Genomic DNA, 25,495 nt, shown 5'->3' with positions numbered 1-25,495 from the left:
TGGTTCGTGCCACTCAGATGTCGAGGAAGCGGACGTCTTTCGCGTTCTTCTGGATGAAGGTCCGGCGGGACTCCACGTCCTCGCCCATGAGCGTGGAGAAGATCTCATCGGCAGCCGCGGCGTCGTCGAGGGTGACCTGGAGGAGCGTCCGCGTCTGCGGGTCCATCGTGGTCTCCCACAGCTCCTTGTAGTTCATCTCGCCGAGACCCTTGTAGCGCTGGATCCCGTTCTCCTTCGGGATGCGCTTGCCCGAGGCGACACCGTCGGTGAGGAGGGCGTCGCGTTCGCGGTCGCTGTACACGTACTGGTGGTCGGCGTTCGACCACTTCAGGCGGTAGAGCGGCGGCTGCGCGAGGTACACGTATCCGAGGTCGACGAGCGGGCGCATGTAGCGGAACAGGAGCGTCAGCAGCAGCGTCGTGATGTGCTGGCCGTCGACGTCGGCATCGGCCATGAGCACGATCTTGTGGTACCGCACCTTGTCGGGGTTGAAGTCCTCACCGATGCCGGCACCGAAGGCCGTGATCATGGCCTGGACCTCGTTGTTCGCGAGCGCGCGGTCGAGGCGTGCCTTCTCGACGTTGAGGATCTTGCCGCGGAGCGGGAGGATCGCCTGGGTCTCCGGGTTGCGACCCTGCACGGCGGAGCCGCCTGCGGAGTCACCCTCGACGATGAAGATCTCGGACAGCGACGGGTCCTTCGACTGGCAGTCCTTGAGCTTGCCGGGCATGCCGCCACCCTCGAGGAGGCCCTTGCGACGGGCCGTCTCGCGGGCCTTGCGGGCGGCGAGACGAGCGGTCGCGGCCTGCAGCGCCTTCCGGATGATCTCCTTGGCCTGGTTGGGGTTGCGGTCGAACCAGTCGTTGAGCTGCTCGCTGACGACCTTCTGCACGAACGCCTTCGCCTCGGTGTTGCCGAGCTTGGTCTTCGTCTGGCCCTCGAACTGCGGCTCGGAGAGCTTCACGGAGATGACGGCGGTGAGGCCCTCGCGGACGTCGTCGCCGGAGAGGTTGTCGTCCTTCTCCTTGAGGATGCCCTTCTCACGTGCGTAACGGTTCACGAGCGTGGTGAGCGCCGCACGGAACCCTTCTTCGTGGGTGCCGCCCTCGTGCGTGTTGATCGTGTTCGCGTAGGTGTGGACGCTCTCGTTGTACGCCGTCGTCCACTGCATCGCGACCTCGAGCGCGATCTTGCGCTCGGTGTTCTCCGACTCGAAGGAGATGATCTCGTCGTGGACGAGCTCGGCACGCTTGGCCTTGTTCAGGTACTCGACGTAGTCCTCGAGACCGCGCTCGTAGAAGAAGACGTCCTTGCGCTGTGAGTGGGCCGCCGAGTTGTCGTCGACGTCCTCGGCCTCGATGGCGTCGCGCAACGGCCGCTCGTCGGCGAGCTCGATACGGAGCCCCTTGTTGAGGAACGCCATCTGCTGGAAGCGGGTCCGGAGCGTCTCGTAGTCGAACTCCGTCGTCTCGAACGTCTCGGCGCTCGGCCAGAAGGTGATCGTGGTGCCCGTCTCGGAGGACGGTTCGTCCTCGTGGAGCGGGGCGTCGGGGACACCGTGCTGGAAGCTCTGGCGCCAGACCGAACCCTGACGACGGACCTCGACCGAGAGGCGCGTGGACAGTGCGTTGACGACGGACGAGCCGACGCCGTGGAGACCACCGGAGACCGCGTACCCCCCGCCACCGAACTTGCCGCCGGCGTGCAGGATGGTCAGGACGACCTCGACGGTCGACTTCTTCTCGACCGGGTGGATGTCGACCGGGATGCCTCGACCGTTGTCGATGACGCGGACGCCGCCGTCCTCCAGGATGGTCACGAGGATCGTGTCGCAGTAGCCGGCGAGGGCTTCGTCCACGGAGTTGTCGACGATCTCGTAGACCAGGTGGTGCAGACCACGTGGACCGGTGGACCCGATGTACATACCGGGCCGCTTCCGGACGGCTTCGAGACCTTCGAGAACCTGGATGGCACTTGCGCCGTAATCAGAGTCTTGGGCGTGCGTGTTGGGTTCTGATGTCATAGGAAAAGAGGGCTCCAAACCGTCGAGATTCGACCGTTCCATCCTACCAAACAGACCCCGTGAAGCCGCGAGAAAACGCCCGTTTGAGGCACTTTTCCATGCCCGGAGGCCGTATTTGCCTCCCTAGCCGTAAGTATCGCGTGGACCACGCCCTGGGATCGACCTGGGGCCTCTTTTCCAGGAGGGTGCTCCGGGGCCCTGGAAACGGATCGTGTCGACACCGGCGTCGGGATAGCGTTCGGTGATGCGGACGAGGATCTCGTGGCGCATGTGCCGCAGCTGTGTCGCCCAGGCCGTCGACTGGCATTGGACGAGCAGGACGCCGTCCGCGATCGACACCGGTTCGGAGTACCTGGCGGTGTCCTCGCCGCACAACTCCGCCCAGTTCCCGAGGACCTCGTGCTGGGCGAGTGGCGAGTCCCACCCGAGTCCGGCGGTCAGCGAATCGATGACCGTCCCGAGGCCCTTGGGGTCGCGACCGACACCGTACGGCACCGAGTCCTGAGGCCCCTCGGCCGAGCGTTCGCGGCGCTTGCGATCACGGGAGATCCGTTCGCCACCGAAGATCTCCTTGAATCGGAGATACACCGTGGCGGAGAGTTCCCCCGCCGGGTCGGCGTCCCGTCCGAGTCGCCGCGGCTCAGTCATGCGTCGACTCCGTGAGGAGCGGCTCGTTCACTGGGCCGGCCGTCTCTTCCGGACCGTCGACGATCCGTCCGGCCTCGATGCGCACGACGTGCGCGGTGAACCGTTCGGGGACGTCGTCGAACACGGCCGCGGTGATGATGACCTGGTCGTACTCCGCGACCGCGGCCGCGAGGCGTTCCCGGCGACGCGAATCGAGCTCGGCGAAGACGTCGTCGAGGATGAGCACCGGATCGCCGAGGGACGAGTCGGCCCGGAGGAGCTCGGCCGAGGCGAGTTTGGCGGCGAGCGCGAACGACCACGATTCGCCGTGGCTCGCGTAGCCCTTGACCGGCAGCCCGTTGAGACCGAAGAACACGTCGTCGCGGTGAGGTCCGACGAGCGTCAGGCCCCGCTCGAGTTCGGCCGACCGACGCTGCGCGAGCGCCGCACGGAACCGTTCCGCGATGCGCGCCAGATCGACGGGCGCGCCAGGCTCGACACCCTCCGTGGGATCGGCGGCTGCCGACTCGTCCTCGGCATCGGTGCCGGCGATACTGAGCACGGGCAGGAGGACCGGTCGGTGATCGTCGCCGGCCACGGCCTCGTACGCGGCACGCAGTGGCCCACCGAGCATGGCCAGGAGCTGCAGACGTTCGGCGATGATCTCCGTGCCGTACTGCACGAGTCGGTCGTCCCAGAGGTCGAGCGTCGCCAGGGGCCCGGACTTCAGCCCACGCGCCCTCGCCGACTTGAGGAGCGAGTTCCGCTGCTTCAGGGAGCGGTCGTAGTCGGCCATCACCCCGGCCAGGCGGGGGATCCGCTGCACGAGGAGCTGGTCGATGAACCGCCGGCGCGCCGACGGGTCGCCTCGGACGATCAAGAGGTCCTCCGGGGCGAACAGCACGGTGGACACGTACCGCGGCAGTTCGCGCGGCTTGATCTGCGACCGGTTCACCTGCGCGCGGTTGGCCGAACCCCGGTTGAGCTGCACCTCGGCGAGCAGCTCACGACCGTCGTGCACGATGCGCGCCCTGATGATCGCCGCGTCGGCACCGTGTCGGATGAGCGCCTGTTCGGAGGAGACCCGATGGGACCCGAGGCTGCTGAGGTATCCGATCGCCTCGACGAGGTTGGTCTTGCCTTGGCCATTGCGACCCACGAACAGATTGGGTCCGGGTTCGAGCGCCACATCGACCACCGCGTAGTTGCGGTAGTCGGTGAGATTCAAGTGCCGCACGATCACCACGTCACCCTACCGCCTCGCCCCGACGCCGAACGGGTCGGGGCGCCGTCGGACGTCCGAGCGCGCCCGTCACGACGACGCAGGGTGAACGAAATCGACCCTCCAGCGGAGCGGAAGGCTCCGGGAGGGTCGATTTCGTTCGTCAGGAGACGTCGTGTCGTCAGTCGTCGGCCTTCTTGACCGCGTGTCCGCCGAACTGGTTGCGGAGTGCGGCGACAGCCTTCATGGCCGGCGAGTCCTCCTGGCGCGACACGAAGCGGGCGAAGATCGATGCCGAGATGGTCGGGACGGGCACCGCGTTCGCGATGGCCTCCTCGATCGTCCAGCGGCCCTCACCCGAGTCCTCGACGTAGCCCTCGATCTGTTCGAAGTCCGGGTCCTCCTCGAGGGCGCGGACGAGGAGCTCCAGCAGCCAGGACCGCACGACGGTTCCGCGCTGCCAGGCCTTGAAGGTGCCGGGCACGTCCTTGATGATGTCCTCGCGCTTGTCGAGGAGCTCGAAGCCCTCGGCGTACGCCTGCATGAGTGCGTACTCGATGCCGTTGTGCACCATCTTCGCGTAGTGGCCGGCGCCGACCTCTCCGACGTGGACGAAGCCCTCGTCGCGTGGGCCTTCAGGACGCAGGGCGTCGAAGACGGGCATGACCCGCTCCACCTGCTCCTTGGAACCGCCGACCATGAGGCCGTAGCCGTTGTCGACACCCCAGACACCGCCGGAGACGCCGGCATCGATGTAGTCGATGCCCTTCGCCGACAGCAGCTCAGCGTGCTTGAAGTCGTCCGTGAAGCGGCTGTTGCCGCCGTCGATGATCAGGTCGCCGGCCTCGAGCAGGCCGTTCAGCTCCTCGACGACGGAGTCGGTGATGGCCCCGGCGGGGACCATGACCCAGACCGTGCGAGGTGCCGGGAGCGCAGCGACGAGGTCGCTGATCGTCGCGACGTCGGTGACATCGGGGTTCCGGTCGAAACCGGTGACCTCGATGCCGTTCGCACGCAGACGCGTGCGCATGTTGTTGCCCATCTTGCCGAGACCGACGAGACCGATGTGCATGGTGGATCCTTTGCGTGTCAGCGCAGCAGCAGGTTCGGCTGCAGCAGGTACTTGTAGCTGTCGGCACCCGGCTGATCCTTGGAGGATTGGCTCGTGATGAGCATGGGTCCCGGCTTGTTCGTGTTCTCCGTCTTCGTGAACGAGAACCGCACGTACTCGCTCCGGACCGCGGTCAGACCGTCGATCAGGAACTGCGGCTTGAGGGAGAGCACGATGTCGTCGCCGGTGAGGAGGGCGTCGATGCCCTCGGATGCCTGCGCCTGCTCGGATCCGACGGCTTCGAGCGTGAGGCCGTCGATGGTGAAGGTGAAGCGGAGGGCCGCTTCGCGCTCGAGGACGAGCGACATGCGCCTGGTCGCCTCGATGAGTTCCGCGGTGTTGATGATCGCGTAGTTGTCGGTCGTCTCGGGGAAGAGCCGCTTGACCGGCGGGAAGTTGCCCTTGATCAGCAGCGAGGTGACCGTCTTGCGGTCGGCCCGGAACGCGATGAGCTCGCGGTCGTCGCGATTCGTGATCGCGACGTTGATGTTGCCGCTGTGGCCGAAGGTCTTGCCGACCTCCTGGAGCGTGCGGGCCGGCACGAGGGCCGTGATCGTCTCGCTGGAACCGTCGCCCTGGCCCGAGTCCCAGTCGATCTCGCGGACCGCGACGCGGTAGCGGTCGGTCGCGACGAGGCTGAGGCTCGTCTTGGAGACCTCGAGCTGCACGCCGGTGATGACCGGGGTCACGTCGTCGCGGCTTGCGGCGACAGCGACCTGGCTCACTGCGGTGGCGAACTCGTCGGCGGGCACGAGGCCGAAGTCGGCGTCGACCTGCGGGATCGTCGGGTACTCCTCGACGGGCATCGATCCGAGCGTGAACCGGGCAGAACCACAGGTGACCTCGATGCGGTTCTCGACCTTGCTGAACCGGACGGGCGCGTTCGGAAGGCGGCTGGCGATCTCCGAGAGCAGCCGGCCGTTGACGAGTGCCGTGCCGGCCTCCTCGACCTCGGCCGCAATGCCGGTTTGGCTGGAGACCTCGTAGTCGAAGGAGGACAGGATGAGACCGTCGTCACCGGCTTCGATGAGGATGCCGTTCAGGATCGGCAGCGTCGGGCGCTGCGGGAGCAGCTTCACTGCGAACGAGACGGCTTCGCTGAATACATCCCGGTTGACGCTGAATCGCACGACAAGTCCCCTGTCTCTGGCTCTCGATGACGTCACCAATGCTAGTGGGTCTGCTTCCGGGGTCGAGTGGGACGAGGTGCTGTGGAGAAGCGAGCCTGGGGAAAGGTTGTTTGGCGGAGAGATCATTGAATTAACGGTTAACAGTCTTAACCGGTGTGGAAACTGTGGATAAGTCCGCCGAACCCGCTCGAACACAGGGAACTACATGTGTGTAACTTGGTGGTGGCCTGTGGAGAGAACGACACGAGGGTGTGGGACGCGGAGGCCGGTGAACGATGTTCACTCACAAGCCTGCCCGGAGCTTCCACATCTCTCCACAGGTTATCCACAGGGCTGCGAGGTCCGAATGTGGACAGATCGGGCTCGGATCATGTCGTCGAATGAGCGCTCGTCGTCGCCTGATGAACGAAATCGGCCCCTCGAGCGCACCGAGTGCGTCGAGGGGCCGGAAACGTTCACCAGGACGGGTCAGGCGCCGTAGCGGTTACCCGGTCCCCGAGCCTGTCGAGGGCCCTTCGACAAGCTCAGGGACCGAGTGAGGCTCAGTGACCGAACAGGGGTCAGGCGCCGTAGCGGAGGTTCTGCTTGATGCGGCTCGTGAGCTCGGTCACCTGGTTGTAGATCGAGCGCTTCTCCTGCATGAGGTCGGTGATCTTGCGGTTGGCGTACATGACCGTCGTGTGGTCCCGGTTGCCGAACAGCTGACCGATCTTCGGGAGTGAGAGGTTCGTGAGCTCGCGACAGAGGTACATCGCGATCTGACGCGCCGTCGCGACCGCCTGCGACCGGCTCGAGCCGTACAGGTCGTCGACCGAGAGCTTGAAGTAGTCGGCCGTCGTGTTGATGATGTCGATCGGCGAGATGACGTTGTCGTCGTCGAGGCTGATGACGTCCTTCAACACCGTCTGGGCCAACGTCATGTCGACGGCGGTCCGGTTCAGGCTCGCGAACGCGACGACCCGGATGAGCGTGCCCTCCAGCTCACGGATGTTGCTCGACACCTTGGTGGCGATGAACTCGAGGACCTCGTCCGGGATGTGCAGCTTCTCGTTCTGCGCCTTCTTGCGCAGGATCGCGATGCGCGTCTCGAGGTCGGGAGCCTGGACGTCTGTGATGAGTCCCCACTCGAAGCGCGAACGCATCCGCTCTTCGAAGCCGGTGAGCGCCTTCGGCGGCAGGTCGCTGGTGATGACCACCTGCTTGTTGTGATCGTGCAGGGTGTTGAAGGTGTGGAAGAACGCCTCCTGCGTCTCCGCCTTGCCCTGGAGGAACTGGATGTCGTCGATCAGCAGGATGTCGATGTCGCGGTACCGCGACTGGAAGAACGAGCCGCGGTTGTTGGCGATCGAGTTGATGAAATCGTTCGTGAACTCCTCGCTGGACACGTACCGGACGCGGATCCCCGCGTAGAGGTTCATCGCGTAGTGGCCGATGGCGTGGAGGAGGTGGGTCTTGCCGAGCCCGGAGTCGCCGTACACGAACAGTGGGTTGTAGGCCTTGGCCGGCGCTTCGGCCACGGCGACCGCGGCCGCGTGCGCGAACCGGTTGGACTGACCGATGACGAAGTTGTCGAAGCTGTACTTCGGGTTGAGTCGGGTGTCGTTCTCGCGAGCCGGCAGCGTGGGGGTCGGGGTCAGCTGCGGTTGCGGTGACTCGAGCGGTGCCGGGTCGATGTGCTGGAAGCCGGTCTGCTCGTACCGTTCCTCGACGATGTCGGGGTTGACGACGATCGCGTAGTTGCCGACGGGGCCGCCGTCGACGATGGACGCGAGTGCGGCGAGGATCGGTGCCCGCATGCGCTGGTTGAGCATGCCCATCGTGAACTCGTTGGGCACCTCCAGGTAGAAGGTGCCGCCCATGATGCCCTTGGGGACGATGAGGTTGAGGAACCCGCGGAGCGGCGGGGTGATGCGGTCGTCGACGGAGAGGATCTCGAGCACCGATTGCCAGGTCTCAGCGATCGCATCGTCGGCGTCCGACATAGTTCTCCCCACACATACTCACAGGTTCATCCACAGGCTCTCCCCTGAGTATTCGGGGCTGAGCGCGGTGCTATCCACACGCTGTGCATAACCCGAGGGCTTACGCTAACAACACGTCGCCCCAGTCCCAAATCACTGTACGGCCGCCCTGCGTGTCACTGCTACAATATCTGTGAATCCTGTGGATAATCATTCGTTTGGGCGCCGCTGGTTTGACCTTCGCGCGAGTAGACCGTAGGTTTAATCAGTTGACTTCTGCCCACGGGCACCCTTCCGTACCCTGCTGCCACCTGTGCAGTGGTGGGTCATGATCCGGAGATCGTAATTATGAGCAAGAGAACCTTCCAGCCGAACAACCGTCGTCGCGCCAAGAAGCACGGCTTCCGTCTGCGCATGCGCACGCGTGCCGGCCGCGGCATCCTGTCGGCTCGTCGCGCCAAGGGCCGCACCGAACTCTCCGCGTAGAGCCGTCGTGCTCGAGCGTGCGAGCCGGATCACGTCCGGCGACGACTACCGAGGGGTAGTTCGTCGCGGGTCCCGGTTCGTCGGCGAGCACACGGTCACGTACGTACGCATGAACCCGAAGGGCGGACAGCCGCGCTTCGGGTTCATCGTTGCGAAAACGGTCGGTAACGCAGTGACCCGCAATCTTGTCAGACGTCGTTTGAAGGCCATCTGTCACGACAGCGTCGTTCAGGCTGCCCACGGCGCTGACGTGGTCATCCGGGCGCTGCCGTCTGCAGCGACGGCGCCGTTCGCCTCGCTCCATGCCGAGATCGATCGCGCCTTCGCCAAACGCGGCGTCATCGTCGAGAGTTCGGACGCGCACCGATGAACGGCGTCCTCGCTGCCACCTGCCTCGCGCCCCGCAATGCTGCGGTGCTGGCGCTTCGCGGGTATCGCGCCGCGATCTCTCCGCTGTACGGCGACGTCTGCCGGTATTACCCCAGCTGTTCCGCGTACGCTCTGGGAGCGGTGCAGCAACACGGTGTCGTCGTCGGTTCGGCGATGGCAGCGGCGCGCATCGCGAGATGCCACCCCTGGGCAGCACCTCGTTTCGACGAGGTACCGCCCAAGAAGAACTTCCGGTACAGCGTCACTTCTCACGGATTTGTCGTGCAACCGAGCCACGGAAAGGGCTGACCCGCACCTATGGACATCATCGGCACAATTCTCTGGCCGCTCAAGTGGGCGGTCGAGCTGCTCCTCGTGGGCTGGCACCTGCTGTGGACGGCCATCGGACTCGACCCCGCGGCCGGTCTCACCTGGGTCCTCTCGATCGTCGGGCTCGTCCTGGTCGTCCGTGCGGCACTCATCCCCCTCTTCATCAAGCAGATCAAGAGCCAGCGCAAGATGCTCGAGATCGCGCCGCAGATGAAGAAGGTGCAGGAGAAGTACAAGGGCAAGCGCGACCAGGCCAGCCGTGAGGCGATGTCCCGCGAGACGATGGAGCTGTACAAGAAGCACGGCACCTCCCCCGTCAGCGGATGTCTGCCGTTGCTCGTCCAGATGCCGATCTTCTTCGCCCTGTTCTCCGTGCTCAACGACGCCCAGAAGAGCAAGGCCGGCGTCGGTCCCCTGAACGAGACCCTCGCCGTGCAGTTCGGCGACGCGAACCTGTTCGGGATCGCTCCGCTGCACACGAGCATGCAGGCGGCACTCGCCGGCAACCCGGTCAACTGGGCGGTCGTCATCATCGCCGCCGTCATGGTCATCCTCATGTGCGCGTCGCAGTTCATCACGCAGCTGCAGATCGTGTCGAAGAACATGTCGGCCGAGACGAAGGCCAGCCCGCAGTTCAAGCAGCAGCGGATCCTCCTCTACATCCTGCCGTTCGTGTTCCTCTTCTCCGGCTTCGCCTTCCCGCTCGGCGTCATGTTCTACTGGCTGACGTCCAACGCGTGGACGATGGTGCAGCAGTTCCTCGTCATCCGGAACATGCCGACGCCTGGTTCCGACGCTGCGAAGGCTCGTGAGGAGCGTCTCGCGCGGAAGGGCAAGCTCATGACGCCGAACGGCGACGTCATCTCGATCTCCGAGGCGCCGGTACCCGAGAAGAAGACCCCGACGCAGCGCCAGCAGCCCATGGGCAAGGCGCGCGCGAAGAAGCAGCAGACCGACGGACGAGACAAGTAGGAGTATCGGTGACTGACCAGGAACTGGCCCCGGCCCAGGACGAAGCACCCACCATCACGCAGCTCGAAGAAGAGGGCGACGTCGCAGCGGACTACATTGAGGAGTTCCTCGACATCTGCGACATCGATGGCGACATCGACATCGATGCCCGCAATGGTCGTGCGTACGTGTCGATCGACTCCCCCACGGAGAGCAACCTGCGTCTCCTCTCGCGTCCCGACACGGTCAACGCGCTGCAGGAGCTGACCCGCCTGGCTGTTCAGAACCGCACCGGTGGCTTCTCCCGGCTCATCCTCGACATCGGCGGATCCCGCGAAGCGCGTCAGCAGGAGCTCGGCGCCCTCGTGGAGCGAGCGGTCGAGCGCATCGAGGCTGGTTCCACGGAGGCGGCACTCCCCCCGATGTCGAGCTACGAGCGCAAGCTCGTCCACGACATCGTGTCGGCTCGCGGCTTCGTGTCCGAGTCGCACGGCGAAGGCCGCGACCGTCACACCGTCATCACCCGCGGCTGACGCGGCTTGATCGTTTCACGTGAAACTGCGATGACTGACGTGCCTGCAGGACTCGAACCGGAACCGGCGGAAGCAGCCGAGTTGTTCGGCGACCGGATCGATGTCGGTCGTGCCTTCGCCGCGAACCTGGCGGAGTTCGGTGAGCCACTCGGGCTGATCGGGCCCCTGGAGCTTCCGCGTCTCTGGACGCGCCACATCCTCAACAGCGTGATCGTGGCTCCGCTCCTTCGTCCCGGCCGAGTCGGGGATGTCGGCACTGGCGCGGGGCTGCCTGGACTGGTTCTCGCGATCGCCCGGCCGGACGTCGAGTTCGTGCTCATCGAGCCGATGGAACGTCGAGTCGCCTGGCTCAACGATCAGGTCGGAGTCCTCGGGCTCGAGAACGTCACCGTCGTGCGAGCGCGCGCTGAGGAGGTTCGTCTCGATGAGCCCCTCGACCAGGTGACCGCGCGCGCGGTCAGTGCGCTCCGCAAGTTGCTCCCCCTCACTGCTCCCCTGCTCCGGGACGGCGGAGAGCTGGTCCTCATGAAGGGTGCCGGCGCGCAGGCGGAGGTCGATGCATCGACCAAGGAGCTTCGCAAGTACCGGGTCTCCGGCGTCGAGGTTCGAACGCTTGGCGAGGGCGTTCTCGCGGAGCCGACCCGAGTCATCGTGGGAACCGTCCGCGGCTGAAGTCGGGCGAGAGCTCTTGGGGCCTCCGCGAGGGGCCTCACAGACGATGTTCGGCGGTTTGCGAGCTCTCGGGAGAATGGCTCCTGACGAACCCCGCTGGAAAACGAGGCCATTTCAGGGGTCCTGAGTTCGTCAGGAACGATTCTCCGGCCCATTCCGACGCGGATCAGGCCCGCTCGGTGGGCTGGATTCGAGTGTTTTCTGGCCTTTGTCAGCAGTGTTGCTCCTGATATCTCACATATGTTCTTCAATTGGCCTGTAGCCCAGTCTCGTGACGCGGAGCCGGCACCGCCATCGACGGACGGCGATGCTCCGCGCTCCGGTGGTCGGCGCACCCAGGTGTCGATGCTGTGCGCTGTGGCCGGCCAGCTAGCTGCCCCTCCGGAGATGACGGACGAGTGCGGGTGGCAACGGTGGGACCTCCCCGGTTGGTGATCCGGTCGGGCTTGTCAGGGATCTGTGGCCTTGGTTCGAATCCCGGGTAGGTCCGAGGCGGTCGTTGGTTGCAGGGAAGATGCGTCGGCCCCGTCCCCGCGTTCCACACGTTCAACTGACTCGCGGTGGTGCTTCACGTGGCTGATCCGTCGTTGGAGACCTGCTGCGAGATGCGCAGTCCGCCAGTTCCTCACCTGCCTGCGGGCCGACTGGCGCCCGACTATCGGCAGGTTCATGTCCACCGGCGGGTCGGTCCTGGGTGAGGTGCTGGGTGAGCTGCCGGCCGGAGAAGGAGAGATGGTCTGCCTGTCGCTCTCGCGTGCGTCGAAGGCGCCGCGCTCGTGGAGGTTCTGGCGCCGTGCGGTGCGGTCATGCGGAGCACCCTGCTGCTACTCCGAGCGCTCCCCCACGGACGGCGACGTACGGCGCATGGGGGAACTTCGGCGTCACGGTGTGTCGAAGGGTGTCGGCATTGCGGAAATCGTGCTCGTCACTACCGTCAGTTTGGAAGGAGCTGGCGTACTCCCGATTCCCGACGTATGATTTCGCGCCGAGATCGCCTCGACGGAGCGTGCTTACTGCCGTAAGGATGAGATCGAGCGACGTTTCACGTGGAACGTGGGAATGCGCCACGCGCTTGAGTTCTTCGTTCTCAGAAATGGTTCCCGTCGACCCGGAGCCGTGTGACCCGGCTCTCTGAGTGAATGCATACGCGAGTGAGGTCGTCACGGCTGACTGGCACGGTGTTCGATGTTTCACGTGGAACATGGGTGGCGGTCTGCTCCTGCGTGCCTGCAACGCGGTGGCGCAGACGGGTCGAGCTCGACGAGCACAGTGCGCGGGCGCAGGCTGGCTTGCGCTCGAGATCACACCCATCGGGTGCGTTGGTCCCGCCGAGAGTGTTTCACGTGAAACAGCGGCCGGGTATGACTGACCGAGTGTGGATTTGGACCGGTTACGTGATGCTTTGTCGCTACCGCTTCCCCAGTGTCGGATCACACCGGTGAGGCGGATGGCGAGCTGTGGCCAGAGGTTGGAAAGGCGCCTAACGATGTGAGCCGTTCGACGGCTCGGCGTGCACGGAGTCTTGGTTTCACGTGAAACGCTGGCGCGAACTTGCGCCAGTCGTACAGCTCTCCACAATACGTGCGCGTGGAGATGGCGCCTGTGGATAACTCTGTGGACAGTTCTCGCGCCTAACCGGAGGAAGTGGTGATCCTCCGCGAAGAAGCGGGCCCCAACCGGCGTACCACCGCACTGTGGTCAACCCGCACTGGGGCAAGAGAACGGACCTACCGAACCCGGAGAGGGGCCTTCGGGTGCGAACTTCCGCGGAAAGACGCGGATCTCTGCCTGATCACAGAGGACTCTCCCTCGTGGTTGTCAACACACATCCGCCGGGCTCGTCGCGGGCTGATCTGACCAGCTTCGACCTGCACGCCCGAAGCGCACGCGGTTCCGCGGGATCGGGCATCCCGGAGCCCTGTGGATAACCCTGTGGAAGAAGGAGGGGGAGGTGGCCCTTCTGGGCGCCGTTCGGGACGTCCGACGATATGCGGGTGTCGCGAAACAGCGCTCGATGGCCTCCGTGCGTACGCACTCCCCCGATCACTGTCGGAGATCGCTCCCCTGGCGTCAGCCCACGCTGGTACGGTTGAAGTACACGTTTCGAGCAAGAAGGTTTCACGTGAAACAACCCGAACCAACGCATTCCGCGGCTCCCGAGCGCGACTCCGTTGGTAGCGCCTTCGACGCGTCCACGCCGTTGGCTCGCGAGCTCCATCATCTGACTGAGAGGCGTAAAGCCTTGGCTCACGCAACCCTGCCGACGCCCGACCACACTCGGGTCTTCACGGTCTCCAACCAGAAGGGTGGGGTCGGCAAGACGACGACCACCGTCAACATCGGCGCCGCCCTCGCCCGTTCGGGCGCTCGTGTCCTCGTGATCGACCTGGATCCCCAGGGGAACGCGTCAACCGCACTCGGTGTCGAGCATCACTCGGACGTCCCGAGTGTCTACGACGTCCTGATCGACGACTTCCCCCTGGCCGATGTCGTCCAGCAGAGCCCCGAGTTCCCAACGCTGTTCTGCGCTCCCTCGACGATCCATCTCGCCGGCGCGGAGATCGAACTCGTGTCACAGGTCGCGCGTGAGCACCGACTCCGCACGGCGCTCGAACAGTTCATCCAGGACGCCGAAGAGCCGTTCCACTACGTCCTGATCGACTGCCCGCCGTCCCTCGGCCTCCTGACGATCAATGCCTTCGTAGCGGCCAAAGAGGTACTCATCCCGATCCAGTGCGAGTACTACGCGCTCGAGGGCTTGAGTCAGCTCCTCAGTAGCATCCAGCTGATCCAGCGGCACCTGAACCCAGGGCTCGCCGTCAGCACCATTCTCCTGACGATGTACGACGGGCGCACCAACCTCGCGCAGCAGGTGGCCCAGGACGTCCGAGACCACTTCACCGGGCAGGTCCTCGAGTCGGTCATCCCACGAGCGGTGCGCATCTCCGAAGCCCCCAGCTTCGGGCAGAGCGTCATCAGCTACGACCCCACGTCACTCGGCGCGGTGTCCTATCTCGAAGCAGCGGCGGAGATCGCCAACCGATGGGCCGCAGGCTCCTCCGATACACCCGATACGAACCACCCTGAGGGAGTCAGTCACTGATGGCAACGAAACGAACTGGACTCGGTCGCGGGATCGGTGCACTCATTCCGACGACGAGTTCAGACTCGCAGGCGAACCGTCCCGTCGACGTCTTCTTCCCCGACAACCAGGGCACTGCCCGCAAGGCGGCGAAGGACGCGGCTACTGCCGCCGCGGACGCCGCCGCAGCAGAGGCGGCGGCAGCCGACGCGTCCACTGCACCGGACGCCGCTGCGCCCACGACAGATGGGCCGCAGCTCGTGGCCGTCCCCGGTGCCCGGCTGGCGTACCTCTCCCCCGAACTGATCGTGCCGAACGCCAACCAGCCGCGCACGGTCTTCGATGAGGACCACCTCGCCGAACTCGTCACGAGCATCCGTGAGGTAGGCGTGCTGCAGCCGATCGTGGTCCGACCGATCCCTGGCGACGACGAACGATACGAACTCATCATGGGTGAGCGCCGTCTTCGCGCCTCCAAGGAGGTGGGTCTCGACCGCATCCCCGCGATCATCAAGGACACCGCCGACGAGGACATGCTGCGCGATGCGCTGCTCGAGAACCTGCACCGCTCTGAGCTGAATCCGCTCGAGGAGGCTTCTGCATACCAGCAGCTCCTGGCCGACTTCGGAATCACCCAGGACGAGCTTGCCAACCGCATCGGTCGTTCCCGCCCCCAGATCAGCAACACCATCCGCCTGCTCAAGCTGCCCGCGGCCGTGCAGCAGCGCGTCGCTGCCGGTGTGCTGAGCGCCGGACATGCTCGCGCCATCCTGTCGCTGACCGATCCTGAGGCACAGCAGCGCTTGGCCGACAAGATCGTGAACGAGGACCTGTCGGTTCGCGCGGCCGAGGCTGCTGCGGCTCAGGGCATTCAGGCGAAGAAGCCGCGTCCGGTGGCCGGATCGCGACGCGGACAACTCGATGAGATCGCAGACCGCCTCGGCGACCGCCTGAACACCCGCGTGAAGGTGACGCTCGGTGCGAAGAAGGGACAGATGGTCGTGGAGTTCGCAACCATCGCCGACCTCAACCGCATTCTGAGCGAGCTTGGCGAGTCAGGATTCGGACAGTCTTCCTGACGCTGTTTCACGTGAAACATGGGCCAGTCGGCCGCAAGGTTACTCATGCCCTTCGACAAGCTCAGGGACCGAGACGGTCGAGATCGCTCTGTCTGAACGGAGCCTGTTCGGACTAGCTAATCCCTGATCAGGGACGGTTTCGTAGATGTTTCACGTGAAACATCTACGATACCGAAAACCGCCCGGCTCAGATGAGCCGGGCGGTTCAGTGGTTCAGAAAAACCTGATCAGGCGAGGAAAGCTGCGAGATCCTTCTCGAGTGCGGCCTTCGGCTTGGCGCCGATGACGGTCTGCACGACCTCGCCACCCTTGAAGACCTTCATCGCGGGGATGGAGGTGATCTGGTACTTCATGGCCAGGTTCGGGTTCTCGTCGACGTTCAGCTTGAGAACGGTGATCTTGTCGCTGTTCTCGGAGCCGATCGTGTCGAGGATCGGGCCGACCGCGCGACACGGACCGCACCAGGCGGCCCAGAAGTCGACGAGGACGGGCTTGTCGCTGTTGATGACCAGTTCGTCGAACGTGGCCTCGGTGACTGCATCTGACATGAGTGTTCTCCTTCGTGGTGGCCAGGCCGACAGCCTGGCCGTCGATCAAACGGTGGTGGTGAGCACGGGGTCGGCCGGCTGCGGACGACCGGCCGTCTGTGCTTCGCCGATGGCCGACGCTTCCCCAGCAGCCTGCTCGAGGTCTGCGAGGTAGTGCTCCGCGTCGAGGGCGGCGATGGTGCCGCTGCCGGCCGCGGTGATGGCCTGTCGGTACGTGGGGTCGATGACGTCGCCCGCGGCGAAGACGCCGGGGAGGTTGGTCTTCGACGAGCGGCCCTTGACGGCGATCGTGCCCTCGGGGGCGAGCTCCAGCTGGCCGTGGATGAGGTGCGTGCGCGGGTCGTTGCCGATCGCGATGAAGAGGCCACCGAGCGGCAGGTGTGTCTCGGTGCCGTCGGTGGTCGAGCGCAGCGTCACGCCGTCGACCGCGTCGGCGCCGGTGATGCCGGCGACTTCGCTGTTCCAGATGAACTCGATCTTCTCGTTCGCGAACGCACGGTCCTGCATGATCTTCGACGCGCGCAGGGTGTCCTTGCGGTGGATGACGTACACCTTCGACGCGAACCGCGTGAGGAAGGTGGCCTCCTCCATGGCGCTGTCGCCGCCGCCGATGACCGCGATCGTCTTCTCCTTGAAGAAGAAACCGTCGCAGGTGGCGCACCAGGACACACCGTGGCCGGAGAGTCGCTCTTCGTCGTGCAGGCCGAGCTTGCGGTAGGCGGAGCCGGTGGCGAAGATCACGGTGTGTGCCTCGTGCACCTGTCCGTTGCCGAGGGTGACCGTCTTGACGTCGCCGTCGAGCTTGAGCTCGGTGACGTCGTCGTAGAGGACCTCGGTGCCGAACCGCTCTGCCTGCTCCTGGAGCTTCATCATGAGCTCGGGGCCCTGGATGCCCTCGGGGAAGCCGGGGAAGTTCTCGATCTCGGTGGTGTTCATGAGCTCGCCGCCGGCCTCGACCGATGACGCCACGAGCAGCGGCTGCAGCGAGGCGCGGGCAGCGTAGATCGCCGCCGTGTAGCCGGCGGGTCCTGATCCGATGATGATGACCTGACGCACGATGCTCCTCAGTGGTTCGTGGGCTCCCGGACCAGGTGGGTTCCGGGGTTCCGAGTGGTGTAACACATCCTAACCGGCCGCTATTCCGCTCCCCCCGGGGCCTCGGGCAGCTCTCAGCCGGTGTGCGTGAGGTGGCGTCGACCCGTGGGTGTCAGCGCCCGAACCGGGCGAGGACGGGCGCCAAGGCCGCCTTGAGCTCCGGCGTGCGGAGGAGGGCGAGCACCGCGAGGTACACGGCGGCCATCGCCGCCCCGACGACGCCCATGGTGACGATGGCGCCGGGGATCGTGGCGGTCGGGAACCCTTCCTCGCTGACACCGCCGAGCAGCAACAGCACGACGACTCCGACCACAGCCGCAGGCACGGCGGCGGCGATGAACCGGACCAGGCTCAGGACGATACGTCGGCCGTCGAGACCCCCCAGCCGGCGCCGGAGCAGCAGTGCGGCGACCACGGTCTGTGCGATGCACGCGATCGTGATGGCGAGCGCTACGCCGGCACCCACCAGATGCGGTGGGAGGACCAGGAGCACGATCAGCGCCAGGAGGACGAACAGGAGGGTCTGGAACAGGGTGAAGAAGAAGGGTGTCTTCGTGTCTCCGAGGGCGTAGAAGGCGCGCTGGAGGACGAAGAGGATGCAGAAGGGCACGAGTCCGATCACGAACGCGATGATGATGCCGCCCATCGCCTGCGCCTGTTCGAACGTCTCGGCGAAGACACTGCCGAACGGCACGGCGACCACCATGATGACGGCCGCTGCGAGCACGATGAGGACGCTCACGACGCGGATGGCCCCGGAGATGTCGGCCTGCAGCCGCGGGATGTCCCGTCCGCGATCGCGTGTGCCCTGCGCGTGCTCGCTCATCCGCGTGAAATAGGCCGTCGCGATCGAGACGGTGATGATCGAGTGCGGGAGCATGAAGATCAGCCAGGCGTAGTTGAGGATCGCGACCGAGGGTCCCTGCTTGCTCACGGAAGCGACGATCTGGGTCTCGACGATCCCCGCACCGGTCGTCAGGAGCAGCATGCCGAAGGTCCAGCTGGCGATCCGCCCGGTGGCGCGGAGGCCGACGCCTCGCCACTGGAAGTCCGGTCGGAAACGCAGTCCGGCCCGACGCCAGAACAGCATGAGGAAGGCAGCCTGGACGACGACGCCGAGGGTGGCGGAGCCTGCGAGGAGCACCGTTCGACCGTCGGTCCACTCGCTGACCGCGAGGTCGCCGCTGCCGTACAGCGTGATGAAGGCGATCAGCCCGGCGATCGCGATGACGTTGTTGAGCACCGGTGCCCAGGTGAACGGTCCGAACATCTTGCGTGCGTTCAGGACCTCCCCGAGGACGGTGTAGAGCGCGTAGAACAGGATCTGCGGGAGACACCAGTAGGCGAATGCCGTCGCGAGCGCGAATTGATCAGGCGACAGCGTCGCGGCGACGATGAACACGAACACGGGTGCGAGCAGGGTGATGAGCGCGGTGGCCCCGCCGATGAAGACGAGGGTGATGGTGACGAGCTTGTTGATGTACGCGTTGCCACCGTCGGCATGGATCCCCGCACGGACGATCTGTGGCACGAGCACGGCGCTGAGCACGCCGCCACCGATGATGACGTAGATCGTGTTCGGGAGCTGGTTGGCGATCGCGAAGGTGTCGCCGATGACCAGGACGCCGATGGCCTGAGCCACGAGGATCGCCTTGACGAAGCCGAGCAGTCGGGAGACGAGGGTTCCCGAGGCGAGGAGCGCGCTCGCCCTGCCGATGCCGTCAGCCATTCGTCTCCTGTCGTCCGGGTGACGACTCTACCGGGGGCTCATCGCCTAGCGGCTGACCGCTGTGCGGAGCATCTGCGGAGGCGGCGGAGTCGGCACCCGGGCCGCGTCGCTTGGCTCGTCTACTGAGGACCATGCGGACCACACCGCTGACGAACAGCAGGGCGACGAGCAGGGCGAGGACGACGGCACCGATGCCCTCCCAGTCGGCGCGGACGTTCACGCCCACGAAGGACTGTTCGCCGATCGCCTGCCCGCTGGTGCTGAAGAGTTGCAGACGGAGGGTGACGTCGCCGTTGCCGATCTGCGACTGCACGGGGACGAGCACGGTGGCGCGCGAGTCCGCGGCGATCTCCTGCGTCACGGAACCGGAGATGCTCAGTCGACCGTTGCTCGGCGAGGCCTCCATGACCACGGTGACGGGATAGGGCAGGTCATTGCGCACGGCGAACGGCAGGGACACCTCGCCGCCGACCATGTTGATGCGACTGCTGTCGGTGACGCGCACCGACGCGAGGACCGTGTCCGTCCGTTCCTGCTGCGCGGTCACCGCCGATCCCCAGTCGCCCTCCGTACGCAGCCAGCCGGCCGCGAGGCTGGAGAGCAGGGTGGCGCGCTCCCGTCCGGTCAGCAGCTCGGGTTCGTCGAGCACCGAGGAGAAGGCGTTGACGTCCTGTTCCTCGTCGAGGAGGACCTGCACGTCGGACACGCGTTCGCTGTCGGGTGCCATCGCCCCGAGCGTCGCCGCGGCAGGGGGCTCGGCGAGCGTCGCCGCCAGGGAGGTCTGCGTCGTGGCCGGCAGGGAGCGGAGCGCGTTCACGGTGTCGGCGAGGGCGGGCAGGGTCGTGTCCACTCCCCGAGGCAGCACGGCGACGACCGTTCCGCCGGACGAACCCTCGGTGCCGATGGCGGCCGCCCGCGCGTTCACGTCGGCGATGGCGCTCTCGAACGCGGCGTCTGTCGTGGCGGCGGCGGCGTCGCCCAGTGACTCGGCGAGGCCGTGGTCGGCCAGCAGCGTCTGCGCCGTGCCGACCGCCGTCGAGGCGCGCACGGACTGTCCGGTGTCGGTCGTGTTCGCGGAGTCGAGCAACGTGACCGTTCCGCCCGATGCGGCGAAGACGGCGAGATCCGCATCGGTCACCGCGCCTCCCGCCCACACGATGCTGGGGAGCGAGTAACTCCACCTGAGGAGCTCGTCCATCGTCGGAACGGTCGGCACCGCCTGCCCGGGCGTCTCGGAGGGGCTCGGTGTGGGTGTCGGCTCGTCCGACGGAGTGGCTGCCGCCGATGGGTCGGAGGACGTGGCCGGTGAGGAGCCGGCCTGCGGAGTCGGCTGGACGTCGTCGGGCCCGGTGGTCGGCGACGCGGTCGGGGTGGGCGTCTCGGTCGGCTGCACGACGGGGAAGTCGGCGACGTTCAGGGCGAAGGAGAACGAGCTCGGGGTCAGCAGTCGGTCGAGGCCGGCTTCGGCCTGCACGGCGGGTTCGGCGTCGCCGTACTGGAGCGCGAAGGTCTCGTTCGGAGCGGCCTCGAGGCGGGCGAGCCAGGCGACGGCGCTCTCCGGTGCGCGCGTGCCGAGCGCCCGGATGGACGCGATGATGCGTGGGTCGATCCCGAGCGCGATCTGCTCGCCGAAGAGTGCGTCGAGCTGCGTCGTGAGCGCGCCGTCGTCGGCCGTGAGCTCGGTGAGTTCGTCCGCATCGAGGAGTCCGCCGTAACTGAGCGGCACGGTGAGCGGGGCGACGAGCGCGACGGTGGCTGACGTGGGCTGTCCTTGCGCCCGCCAGACGAGCGCCGTCCGACCTCCGGCCGCCGTGTCGCCCGCGACGTAGCCGGCTGAGACGCCGTAGGAGCCCCACGCGTCGGTGTCGTCGAACCCCAGCGCCGGAGGAGTGAAGTCGAGCCCGCTGACGACGTACTGCTGCCCGGCGATGAGCTCGGGGATGTCGATCGTCCGCACCACGGTGGTGCCGGCGGGGGTCGCGGCCGCGTCCGCACCGGTCGTGTCGAGCCAGGCGTCGAGCGCCGCCGTGCCGGTGATCCGCGCCGTGGTGATCGCCACGGACACGGAGCCGGCGGGGAGATCGGCGTCGGTGCCGTTCGTGAGCGTGATGCCGAACGAGGTGAGGGAGGAGGGTTCGACCGCTCCCCCGTCGCTCGGACTCACCTCGACGGACACGAGGCCGTCGGGAGTCGATGCCGTGTTCGCGCTCAGCTCGGGCGAGGCGATCGCGCTGGAACCCGTGGACCATCCGCCGGCGGACACCACGGCGAACGACAGCGCGGCTGCTGCGAGGGCGCTGAGGAGGCGTGGGCGGTGGCGGTGGCGTGTCATGGGCGGTGGGGACGGTCCGCTCGGGCGGAGCCGTCCGGTGACGATTGTACGGGGGCCTCCCAGTCGAACCTGGATGCTTGTGCGCTGTACGACGCCGATGCGACGTCGGCGGAGGTGTGAGGCGGCCTCGCGTCCTACGCCCGCGGGGCCGGGTCGGACGTCTCGGAGGAGTGCGTCCCGTCCGCTCGTGCTCCGGCTTCGTCCTCTCGGTCCTCCCGGCGCCCGGCGCCGAGCGACAGGGTGGCGAGGAAGCCGACGGCCAGGAATCCTGCGGCCGCGAACGCCGCGGAGCGGGTGCCGTCCGACAGGGCGATCCTGGCGTCCTCGGCCACCGTCGCGGTCGCCGGGTTCGCGTCGAGACCGGCGATGGCGGCGCCCGAGCTGTCGACGACACTCGTCACGAGGGCGTCGCGCTGCGCGGTCGGCACACCGGCGTCCTCGAGTCGTCCGTCGAGGACCGACGCCGTGCTCACGAAGAGGATGGTCCCGAGGACGGCGATACCGAGTGCCGAGCCGATCTGCCTCGCCGTGCTCTGCGTCCCGGAGCCCTGGCCGCTCTGCTCGACGGGCACGTCCTTCAGGACGACGCCCGTCAGCTGTGCGGTGGCGAGACCGACGCCGAAGCCGTAGACGAACAGGAACGGCACGATCGCGAACCATTCGGTCGCCGGTCCGACGACCAGCCCGATACCCGCGACACCGATGATCTCCGCGACGATGCCGACGCGGACGATGAGGACGGGCGCGACCCGGTTGCCGAACGCGCCGGCGAACCCGCTCGCGACGAAGGAACCGATCGCGAGGGCCAGGAGGATCAGACCGGTCTGCAGTGCGCTGTAGCCGAGGACGAACTGGAGCCAGATCGGCAGCGAGAGGATGATGCCGAACTCCCCCAGCGAGACGATGAGGGCGGCGATGTTGCCGTTCCGGAACGACGGCAGTGAGAACAGGGAGAACGCGATGATCGTGCTGCGCCCCTGGCGCATCCGGTGGCGTCCCCAGAGGACGAACGCGACACCTGCGAGGACCGTGACCATGAGGGCCACAGGTACCGGGGAGAGGGTGAACGGCCAGGTCCAGTCCCCGATGACGAGCGGGGTGTCCGTGAGCCACCACCCGAGACTCCGGCCCTCGATGAGTCCGTAGACGAGGGACGCGCTCGTCAGGATCGACAGGACGGCGCCGACGGCGTCGATGCGGTCGGTCGCGGGTTCCCGCGACTCCGAGACGAACAGGAGCAGTCCGACGATGATGAGGACACCGAGCGGCACGTTGATCCCGAACGCCCAGCGCCAGGAGAAGTCGGTGGTGAGCCAGCCGCCGAGGAGCGGACCGACTGCCACCATGCCCCCGATCGTGGAGCCCCAGACCGCGAAGGCGATCGCACGGTCGCGACCTCGGAAGGTCGCGTTGATGATGGAGAGGGTCGTCGGCAGGATCATCGCGCCGCCGACGCCCTGGATGACCCGGGACAGGATCAGGAGGTCGCCCGTCGGCGCGATGGCGGCGAAGACGGAGGCTCCGCCGAAGACCACGACGCCGATGAGCAGCATGCGACGACGGCCGAACCGGTCGGCGAGCGTGCCGAACACGATGAGCAGTGCGGCGAAGACGAGCGTGTAGGACTCCTGGACCCACTGCACCTGGGTCGAGGAGATCCCGAGGTCGTCGACGATCGACGGGATCGCCACGTTGACGATCGTCGAGTCGACGATGATGAGCGCGACGGCGATGCTGATGACGACGAGGCCGAACCATTTGCGACGGTCCGACGGCGAGCGCTCAGGCTTCGCGGAAGGCGTGGACTCCGTCATGCGCGGAAACGATCAGCTGGCTGCATATTCTGATTATGCGCCTTCTCGAGGCTGATGTCACACGGACATCCGGTGGTCAGACGAGGAGCGGCTGCAGCTGGTGCGAGCCGTCGAGCAAGAGGTCCAGGAGTGCGGCGGGGCGCTCGATCCGCTCACTGGGTGCCGAGAGCGACAGCCCCGCGACGAGACCGCCGCGGTCGTCCCGGATCGGGACCACGAGGCAACCGTGACCGGGCGTCACCTCACCCACCTGTCGTGCATACCCGAGTCGTTCGACGTCGCGGATCAACGGCTCGGCGTCCCGGAACGGCCGTTGGACGAGTCCTGACCAGTCGTATCCGCCATGAGCGAGCTCGTGCAGAAGGAGGCGCCCGATCGCGGAGGTGTCGAGGCGCCTGACGATCCGCTGCTCGTCACTCAACGGGAAGTCGGGATCCGCATCCGCGATCCTGATCCGATCGCCCTCGTACCGCACGAGGTGGACGCCTCCTCGGACGCTCGACCGCAATCGTCCGATCACCTCGCGCGCAGCGAGCGGGGGTGGGGCCGGAGCGACGAGATGGGCGAGCTCGACGACCTTCCGCCCGAGTGCGAATCCGCGCAGGTCGGGCATGCGGACGAGGTATTCGTCCTGGACGAGGAGGTTGAGGAGTCGGTAGGTGGTCGCCCTCGGCATGTCGAGTCCGGCTGAGACCTCCTGCGCCGTCACACCGGCACCGCATCGCGCGACCTCTTCGAGCACGGTGAGCGCGCTGTGCACGGCCTTCGGCTGTCGGGCGCGGAGCTCGCCCGCGCCGCTCACCGGTGCTCCGCGGACGGTCCGCCGAGCACGTCGGCGCTCACCGTCTCGTCGTAGACCCCCACGGTCGAACTCAGCCACGGTCGGCGTCGATGCCGGATCGCCCAGATCGTGATACCGAGCGCCATCGTGACGAGGAACACCCAGACGCCGACGCCCCGTTCGCCGGTGCTCTCGACGACCAGGTAGACGACGAGCGCGACGGACAGCAGCACCCCGGCCACCACCGCGCGCAGGAGCGGCCAGAGCGTCAGTTCTCCGATCCGCCAGAGGAAGACCGGGGCTGCGATGCAGACGAGGACGTAGGCGGTGATGTACCCGGCCGCGGCCACGACGATGAGGACCTGCATGGCCGCCCAGGCTCCTCCGGTCAGCAGGAGCGCGAGCACCGAGACGGGCGTGACGATCGCCAGAGCCGTGATGATCGCCACATGGGGCGTTCGGAACCGGCCGTGCGTGGTCCCGAGGCGCGACGGGAGGACCCCTTCTCGACCCATCGAGAAGACGACCCGCGAGAACGCCGTGATGGAGGCGATCGCACAGGCGAGGAACGAGGCCGCTACGGACAGGTCGAGCAGCAGTCCCATCCATTCGACCCCGGAGGCCAGCGCCAGGTCGTTGATGGGCGTCCGCGTCGCGGTGATGTCCTCCCCCAACGCCGCGAAGCCCGCCAGCTGACTGTACGAGGTGACGAGGAAGAGGAGACCCGCGCCGACGACGGTCCAGACCAGGGACCGTGGGATGCTCGCGAAGGGCCGGCGGGCTTCGACGCCCAGCGTCGAGGAGCTCTCGAATCCGACGAAGGCGGTCACGGCGAGGACCGATCCGACCGCGAGGTGTTCCGGGGAGGCGTCCAGCCCGAGCACCGCCCAGTCGGGCGTCGGTCCCAGCTGCGACAGGAGCACGCCCACGAGGATCAGGATGATCGCGACCGAGGCGCTCTCCACGATCAGGGTCACCCGGGTGGACAGGTGGATCCCGCGGACGAGCACGACGAGGCAGACCATGGCCATGCAGACGAGCAGTGCGGACACGACTCCCGTCGAACTCGGCATGCCGGGCCAGAACCGGTGCAGCAGGATCGACAGGTAGTACCCGGCTCCGGCCAGGGCGAACATGGCGATGAAGCCGTACCCGATGAGCAGCGCGACGCCCGTGACGAAGGCCGCACCCGTTCCGAGCCCCTTGGAGACGAAGGTGTACAGCGAGCCGGTCGCGGCGATGCGCTTCGCGAACACGTTCACGGTGGTGGCGACGAGCAACGACAGCAGCATCGCGATGGCGAGCGACCACATGGTCGCCCCGCCCGCGGTCACGGTGACGATCAACGGGATCGTCGTCGCAGCGGCGGACGGCGCCACTGCCGAGACGGACTGGGCGAACACGTCGATGAACCCGACACTGCGCCGCTGGAGGCCGTCGACCGGTGACCGGGACTCGAGACCACGGACGCTCGGAGGATTGCTGATCGCGCGTTCCAGAGCCGTCACGTCCCTCACCTCCTCCTCGTCGTTCAGGCTAGGCGCGTCCCGTTGCACCGGCGTGGCGGGCGTGTTTCGGCTTCATGACCGTCAAATGAGACAGCGGTGTCGACCGGTCTCA

21 protein-coding genes are annotated in these 25,495 nt (G+C 66.6%); 8 read left to right on the top strand and 13 right to left on the bottom strand.

Annotated features, from left to right (window positions below):
• Positions 1 to 13: 13 nt before the first annotated feature.
• From gyrB to dnaA, 6 genes are all read right to left on the bottom strand, one after another.
• Positions 14 to 2,023, bottom strand: coding sequence for a DNA topoisomerase (ATP-hydrolyzing) subunit B (gyrB, locus tag GV015_RS03220; protein WP_079704323.1), 2,010 nt, complete (start codon positions 2,021 to 2,023; stop codon positions 14 to 16).
• A 123-nt stretch (positions 2,024 to 2,146) separates the two neighbouring features.
• Entirely contained in the window at positions 2,147 to 2,671 is a 525-nt protein-coding gene (locus GV015_RS03215; protein WP_159876514.1) for a DUF721 domain-containing protein, read from the bottom strand.
• Positions 2,664 to 3,893, bottom strand: coding sequence for a DNA replication/repair protein RecF (recF, locus tag GV015_RS03210; RefSeq protein ID WP_159876512.1), 1,230 nt, complete (start codon positions 3,891 to 3,893; stop codon positions 2,664 to 2,666). The genes GV015_RS03215 and recF overlap by 8 nt, the downstream gene beginning before the upstream one ends.
• Positions 3,894 to 4,053: 160 nt before the next feature.
• Complete coding sequence (gnd, locus tag GV015_RS03205; protein WP_064294036.1) at positions 4,054 to 4,944, bottom strand: phosphogluconate dehydrogenase (NAD(+)-dependent, decarboxylating); 891 nt, start codon at positions 4,942 to 4,944, stop codon at positions 4,054 to 4,056.
• Between the two features lie 17 nt (positions 4,945 to 4,961).
• Complete coding sequence (gene dnaN, locus GV015_RS03200; protein ID WP_064294037.1) at positions 4,962 to 6,113, bottom strand: DNA polymerase III subunit beta; 1,152 nt, start codon at positions 6,111 to 6,113, stop codon at positions 4,962 to 4,964.
• A gap of 560 nt (positions 6,114 to 6,673) precedes the next feature.
• Entirely contained in the window at positions 6,674 to 8,095 is a 1,422-nt protein-coding gene (gene dnaA / locus GV015_RS03195; protein WP_064294038.1) for a chromosomal replication initiator protein DnaA, read from the bottom strand.
• 327 nt (positions 8,096 to 8,422) lie between these two features.
• Between dnaA and rpmH the strand changes: the two genes are divergently transcribed.
• The 8 genes from rpmH to GV015_RS03155 all read left to right on the top strand — a co-directional run bounded on the left by rpmH (position 8,423) and on the right by GV015_RS03155 (position 15,576).
• On the top strand, positions 8,423 to 8,560 hold the full coding sequence (gene rpmH / locus GV015_RS03190) for a 50S ribosomal protein L34 (protein WP_056010217.1): 138 nt from the start codon (positions 8,423 to 8,425) through the stop codon (positions 8,558 to 8,560).
• Positions 8,499 to 8,930, top strand: a complete 432-nt coding sequence (gene rnpA / locus GV015_RS03185) for a ribonuclease P protein component (RefSeq protein WP_371416530.1) — start codon at positions 8,499 to 8,501, stop codon at positions 8,928 to 8,930. Before rpmH ends, rnpA begins: the two co-directional genes overlap by 62 nt.
• A complete protein-coding gene (gene yidD, locus GV015_RS03180) occupies positions 8,927 to 9,238 on the top strand; it encodes a membrane protein insertion efficiency factor YidD (RefSeq protein ID WP_079003764.1) in 312 nt (103 codons plus the stop codon). Before rnpA ends, yidD begins: the two co-directional genes overlap by 4 nt.
• 9 nt (positions 9,239 to 9,247) lie before the next feature.
• Positions 9,248 to 10,231: a membrane protein insertase YidC gene (yidC, locus tag GV015_RS03175; protein ID WP_064294040.1), complete on the top strand. Its 984-nt coding sequence runs from the start codon at positions 9,248 to 9,250 to the stop codon at positions 10,229 to 10,231.
• A gap of 8 nt (positions 10,232 to 10,239) precedes the next feature.
• Positions 10,240 to 10,743 (top strand): R3H domain-containing nucleic acid-binding protein, encoded by a 504-nt coding sequence (locus GV015_RS03170; RefSeq protein WP_064294041.1) that lies wholly within the window; start codon positions 10,240 to 10,242, stop codon positions 10,741 to 10,743.
• A 30-nt stretch (positions 10,744 to 10,773) separates the two neighbouring features.
• The gene (gene rsmG / locus GV015_RS03165; protein ID WP_159876508.1) at positions 10,774 to 11,415 is read left to right on the top strand and encodes a 16S rRNA (guanine(527)-N(7))-methyltransferase RsmG; all 642 of its coding nucleotides are present in this window, start codon (positions 10,774 to 10,776) and stop codon (positions 11,413 to 11,415) included.
• Positions 11,416 to 13,615: 2,200 nt separating this feature from the next.
• Positions 13,616 to 14,518 (top strand): ParA family protein, encoded by a 903-nt coding sequence (locus tag GV015_RS03160; RefSeq protein WP_274500041.1) that lies wholly within the window; start codon positions 13,616 to 13,618, stop codon positions 14,516 to 14,518.
• Complete coding sequence (locus tag GV015_RS03155) at positions 14,518 to 15,576, top strand: ParB/RepB/Spo0J family partition protein (protein WP_159876504.1); 1,059 nt, start codon at positions 14,518 to 14,520, stop codon at positions 15,574 to 15,576. The genes GV015_RS03160 and GV015_RS03155 overlap by 1 nt, the downstream gene beginning before the upstream one ends.
• Positions 15,577 to 15,803: 227 nt before the next feature.
• Here the strand turns inward: GV015_RS03155 and trxA are convergent, their stop codons facing one another.
• The 7 genes from trxA to GV015_RS03120 all read right to left on the bottom strand — a co-directional run bounded on the left by trxA (position 15,804) and on the right by GV015_RS03120 (position 25,383).
• Positions 15,804 to 16,124, bottom strand: coding sequence for a thioredoxin (gene trxA, locus GV015_RS03150; protein ID WP_064294045.1), 321 nt, complete (start codon positions 16,122 to 16,124; stop codon positions 15,804 to 15,806).
• Positions 16,125 to 16,169: 45 nt separating this feature from the next.
• The gene (trxB, locus tag GV015_RS03145) at positions 16,170 to 17,180 is read right to left on the bottom strand and encodes a thioredoxin-disulfide reductase (RefSeq protein ID WP_086472471.1); all 1,011 of its coding nucleotides are present in this window, start codon (positions 17,178 to 17,180) and stop codon (positions 16,170 to 16,172) included.
• A gap of 151 nt (positions 17,181 to 17,331) precedes the next feature.
• On the bottom strand, positions 17,332 to 18,948 hold the full coding sequence (murJ, locus tag GV015_RS03140; protein WP_159876502.1) for a murein biosynthesis integral membrane protein MurJ: 1,617 nt from the start codon (positions 18,946 to 18,948) through the stop codon (positions 17,332 to 17,334).
• Entirely contained in the window at positions 18,941 to 21,280 is a 2,340-nt protein-coding gene (locus GV015_RS03135) for a DUF6049 family protein (protein ID WP_159876500.1), read from the bottom strand. Before GV015_RS03135 ends, murJ begins: the two co-directional genes overlap by 8 nt.
• Positions 21,281 to 21,414: 134 nt before the next feature.
• Entirely contained in the window at positions 21,415 to 23,094 is a 1,680-nt protein-coding gene (locus GV015_RS03130; RefSeq protein ID WP_159876498.1) for a DHA2 family efflux MFS transporter permease subunit, read from the bottom strand.
• Positions 23,095 to 23,170: 76 nt separating this feature from the next.
• Positions 23,171 to 23,896: an IclR family transcriptional regulator gene (locus tag GV015_RS03125; RefSeq protein ID WP_124767826.1), complete on the bottom strand. Its 726-nt coding sequence runs from the start codon at positions 23,894 to 23,896 to the stop codon at positions 23,171 to 23,173.
• On the bottom strand, positions 23,893 to 25,383 hold the full coding sequence (locus GV015_RS03120) for an APC family permease (protein WP_124767825.1): 1,491 nt from the start codon (positions 25,381 to 25,383) through the stop codon (positions 23,893 to 23,895). The genes GV015_RS03125 and GV015_RS03120 overlap by 4 nt, the downstream gene beginning before the upstream one ends.
• Between the last annotated feature and the right edge of the window lie 112 nt (positions 25,384 to 25,495).

The sequence above is a fragment of the Plantibacter sp. T3 genome, assembly GCF_902506515.1.
In the GTDB taxonomy this organism is placed as follows: Bacteria; Actinomycetota; Actinomycetes; order Actinomycetales; family Microbacteriaceae; genus Plantibacter; species Plantibacter auratus.
Note: the sequence above shows the minus strand (reverse complement) of the source record. Positions and strands in the feature narration are given on the sequence as shown.

Coding starts and splice junctions, on each gene's coding strand:
- gyrB (WP_079704323.1), bottom strand. CDS start 2,023: ATGACATCAGAACCCAACACGCACGCCCAAGACTCTGATTACGGCGCA.
- GV015_RS03215 (WP_159876514.1), bottom strand. CDS start 2,671: ATGACTGAGCCGCGGCGACTCGGACGGGACGCCGACCCGGCGGGGGAA.
- gnd (WP_064294036.1), bottom strand. CDS start 4,944: ATGCACATCGGTCTCGTCGGTCTCGGCAAGATGGGCAACAACATGCGC.
- dnaA (WP_064294038.1), bottom strand. CDS start 8,095: ATGTCGGACGCCGACGATGCGATCGCTGAGACCTGGCAATCGGTGCTC.
- rpmH (WP_056010217.1), top strand. CDS start 8,423: ATGAGCAAGAGAACCTTCCAGCCGAACAACCGTCGTCGCGCCAAGAAG.
- yidD (WP_079003764.1), top strand. CDS start 8,927: ATGAACGGCGTCCTCGCTGCCACCTGCCTCGCGCCCCGCAATGCTGCG.
- yidC (WP_064294040.1), top strand. CDS start 9,248: ATGGACATCATCGGCACAATTCTCTGGCCGCTCAAGTGGGCGGTCGAG.
- rsmG (WP_159876508.1), top strand. CDS start 10,774: ATGACTGACGTGCCTGCAGGACTCGAACCGGAACCGGCGGAAGCAGCC.
- GV015_RS03155 (WP_159876504.1), top strand. CDS start 14,518: ATGGCAACGAAACGAACTGGACTCGGTCGCGGGATCGGTGCACTCATT.
- trxA (WP_064294045.1), bottom strand. CDS start 16,124: ATGTCAGATGCAGTCACCGAGGCCACGTTCGACGAACTGGTCATCAAC.
- murJ (WP_159876502.1), bottom strand. CDS start 18,948: ATGGCTGACGGCATCGGCAGGGCGAGCGCGCTCCTCGCCTCGGGAACC.
- GV015_RS03135 (WP_159876500.1), bottom strand. CDS start 21,280: ATGACACGCCACCGCCACCGCCCACGCCTCCTCAGCGCCCTCGCAGCA.
- GV015_RS03130 (WP_159876498.1), bottom strand. CDS start 23,094: ATGACGGAGTCCACGCCTTCCGCGAAGCCTGAGCGCTCGCCGTCGGAC.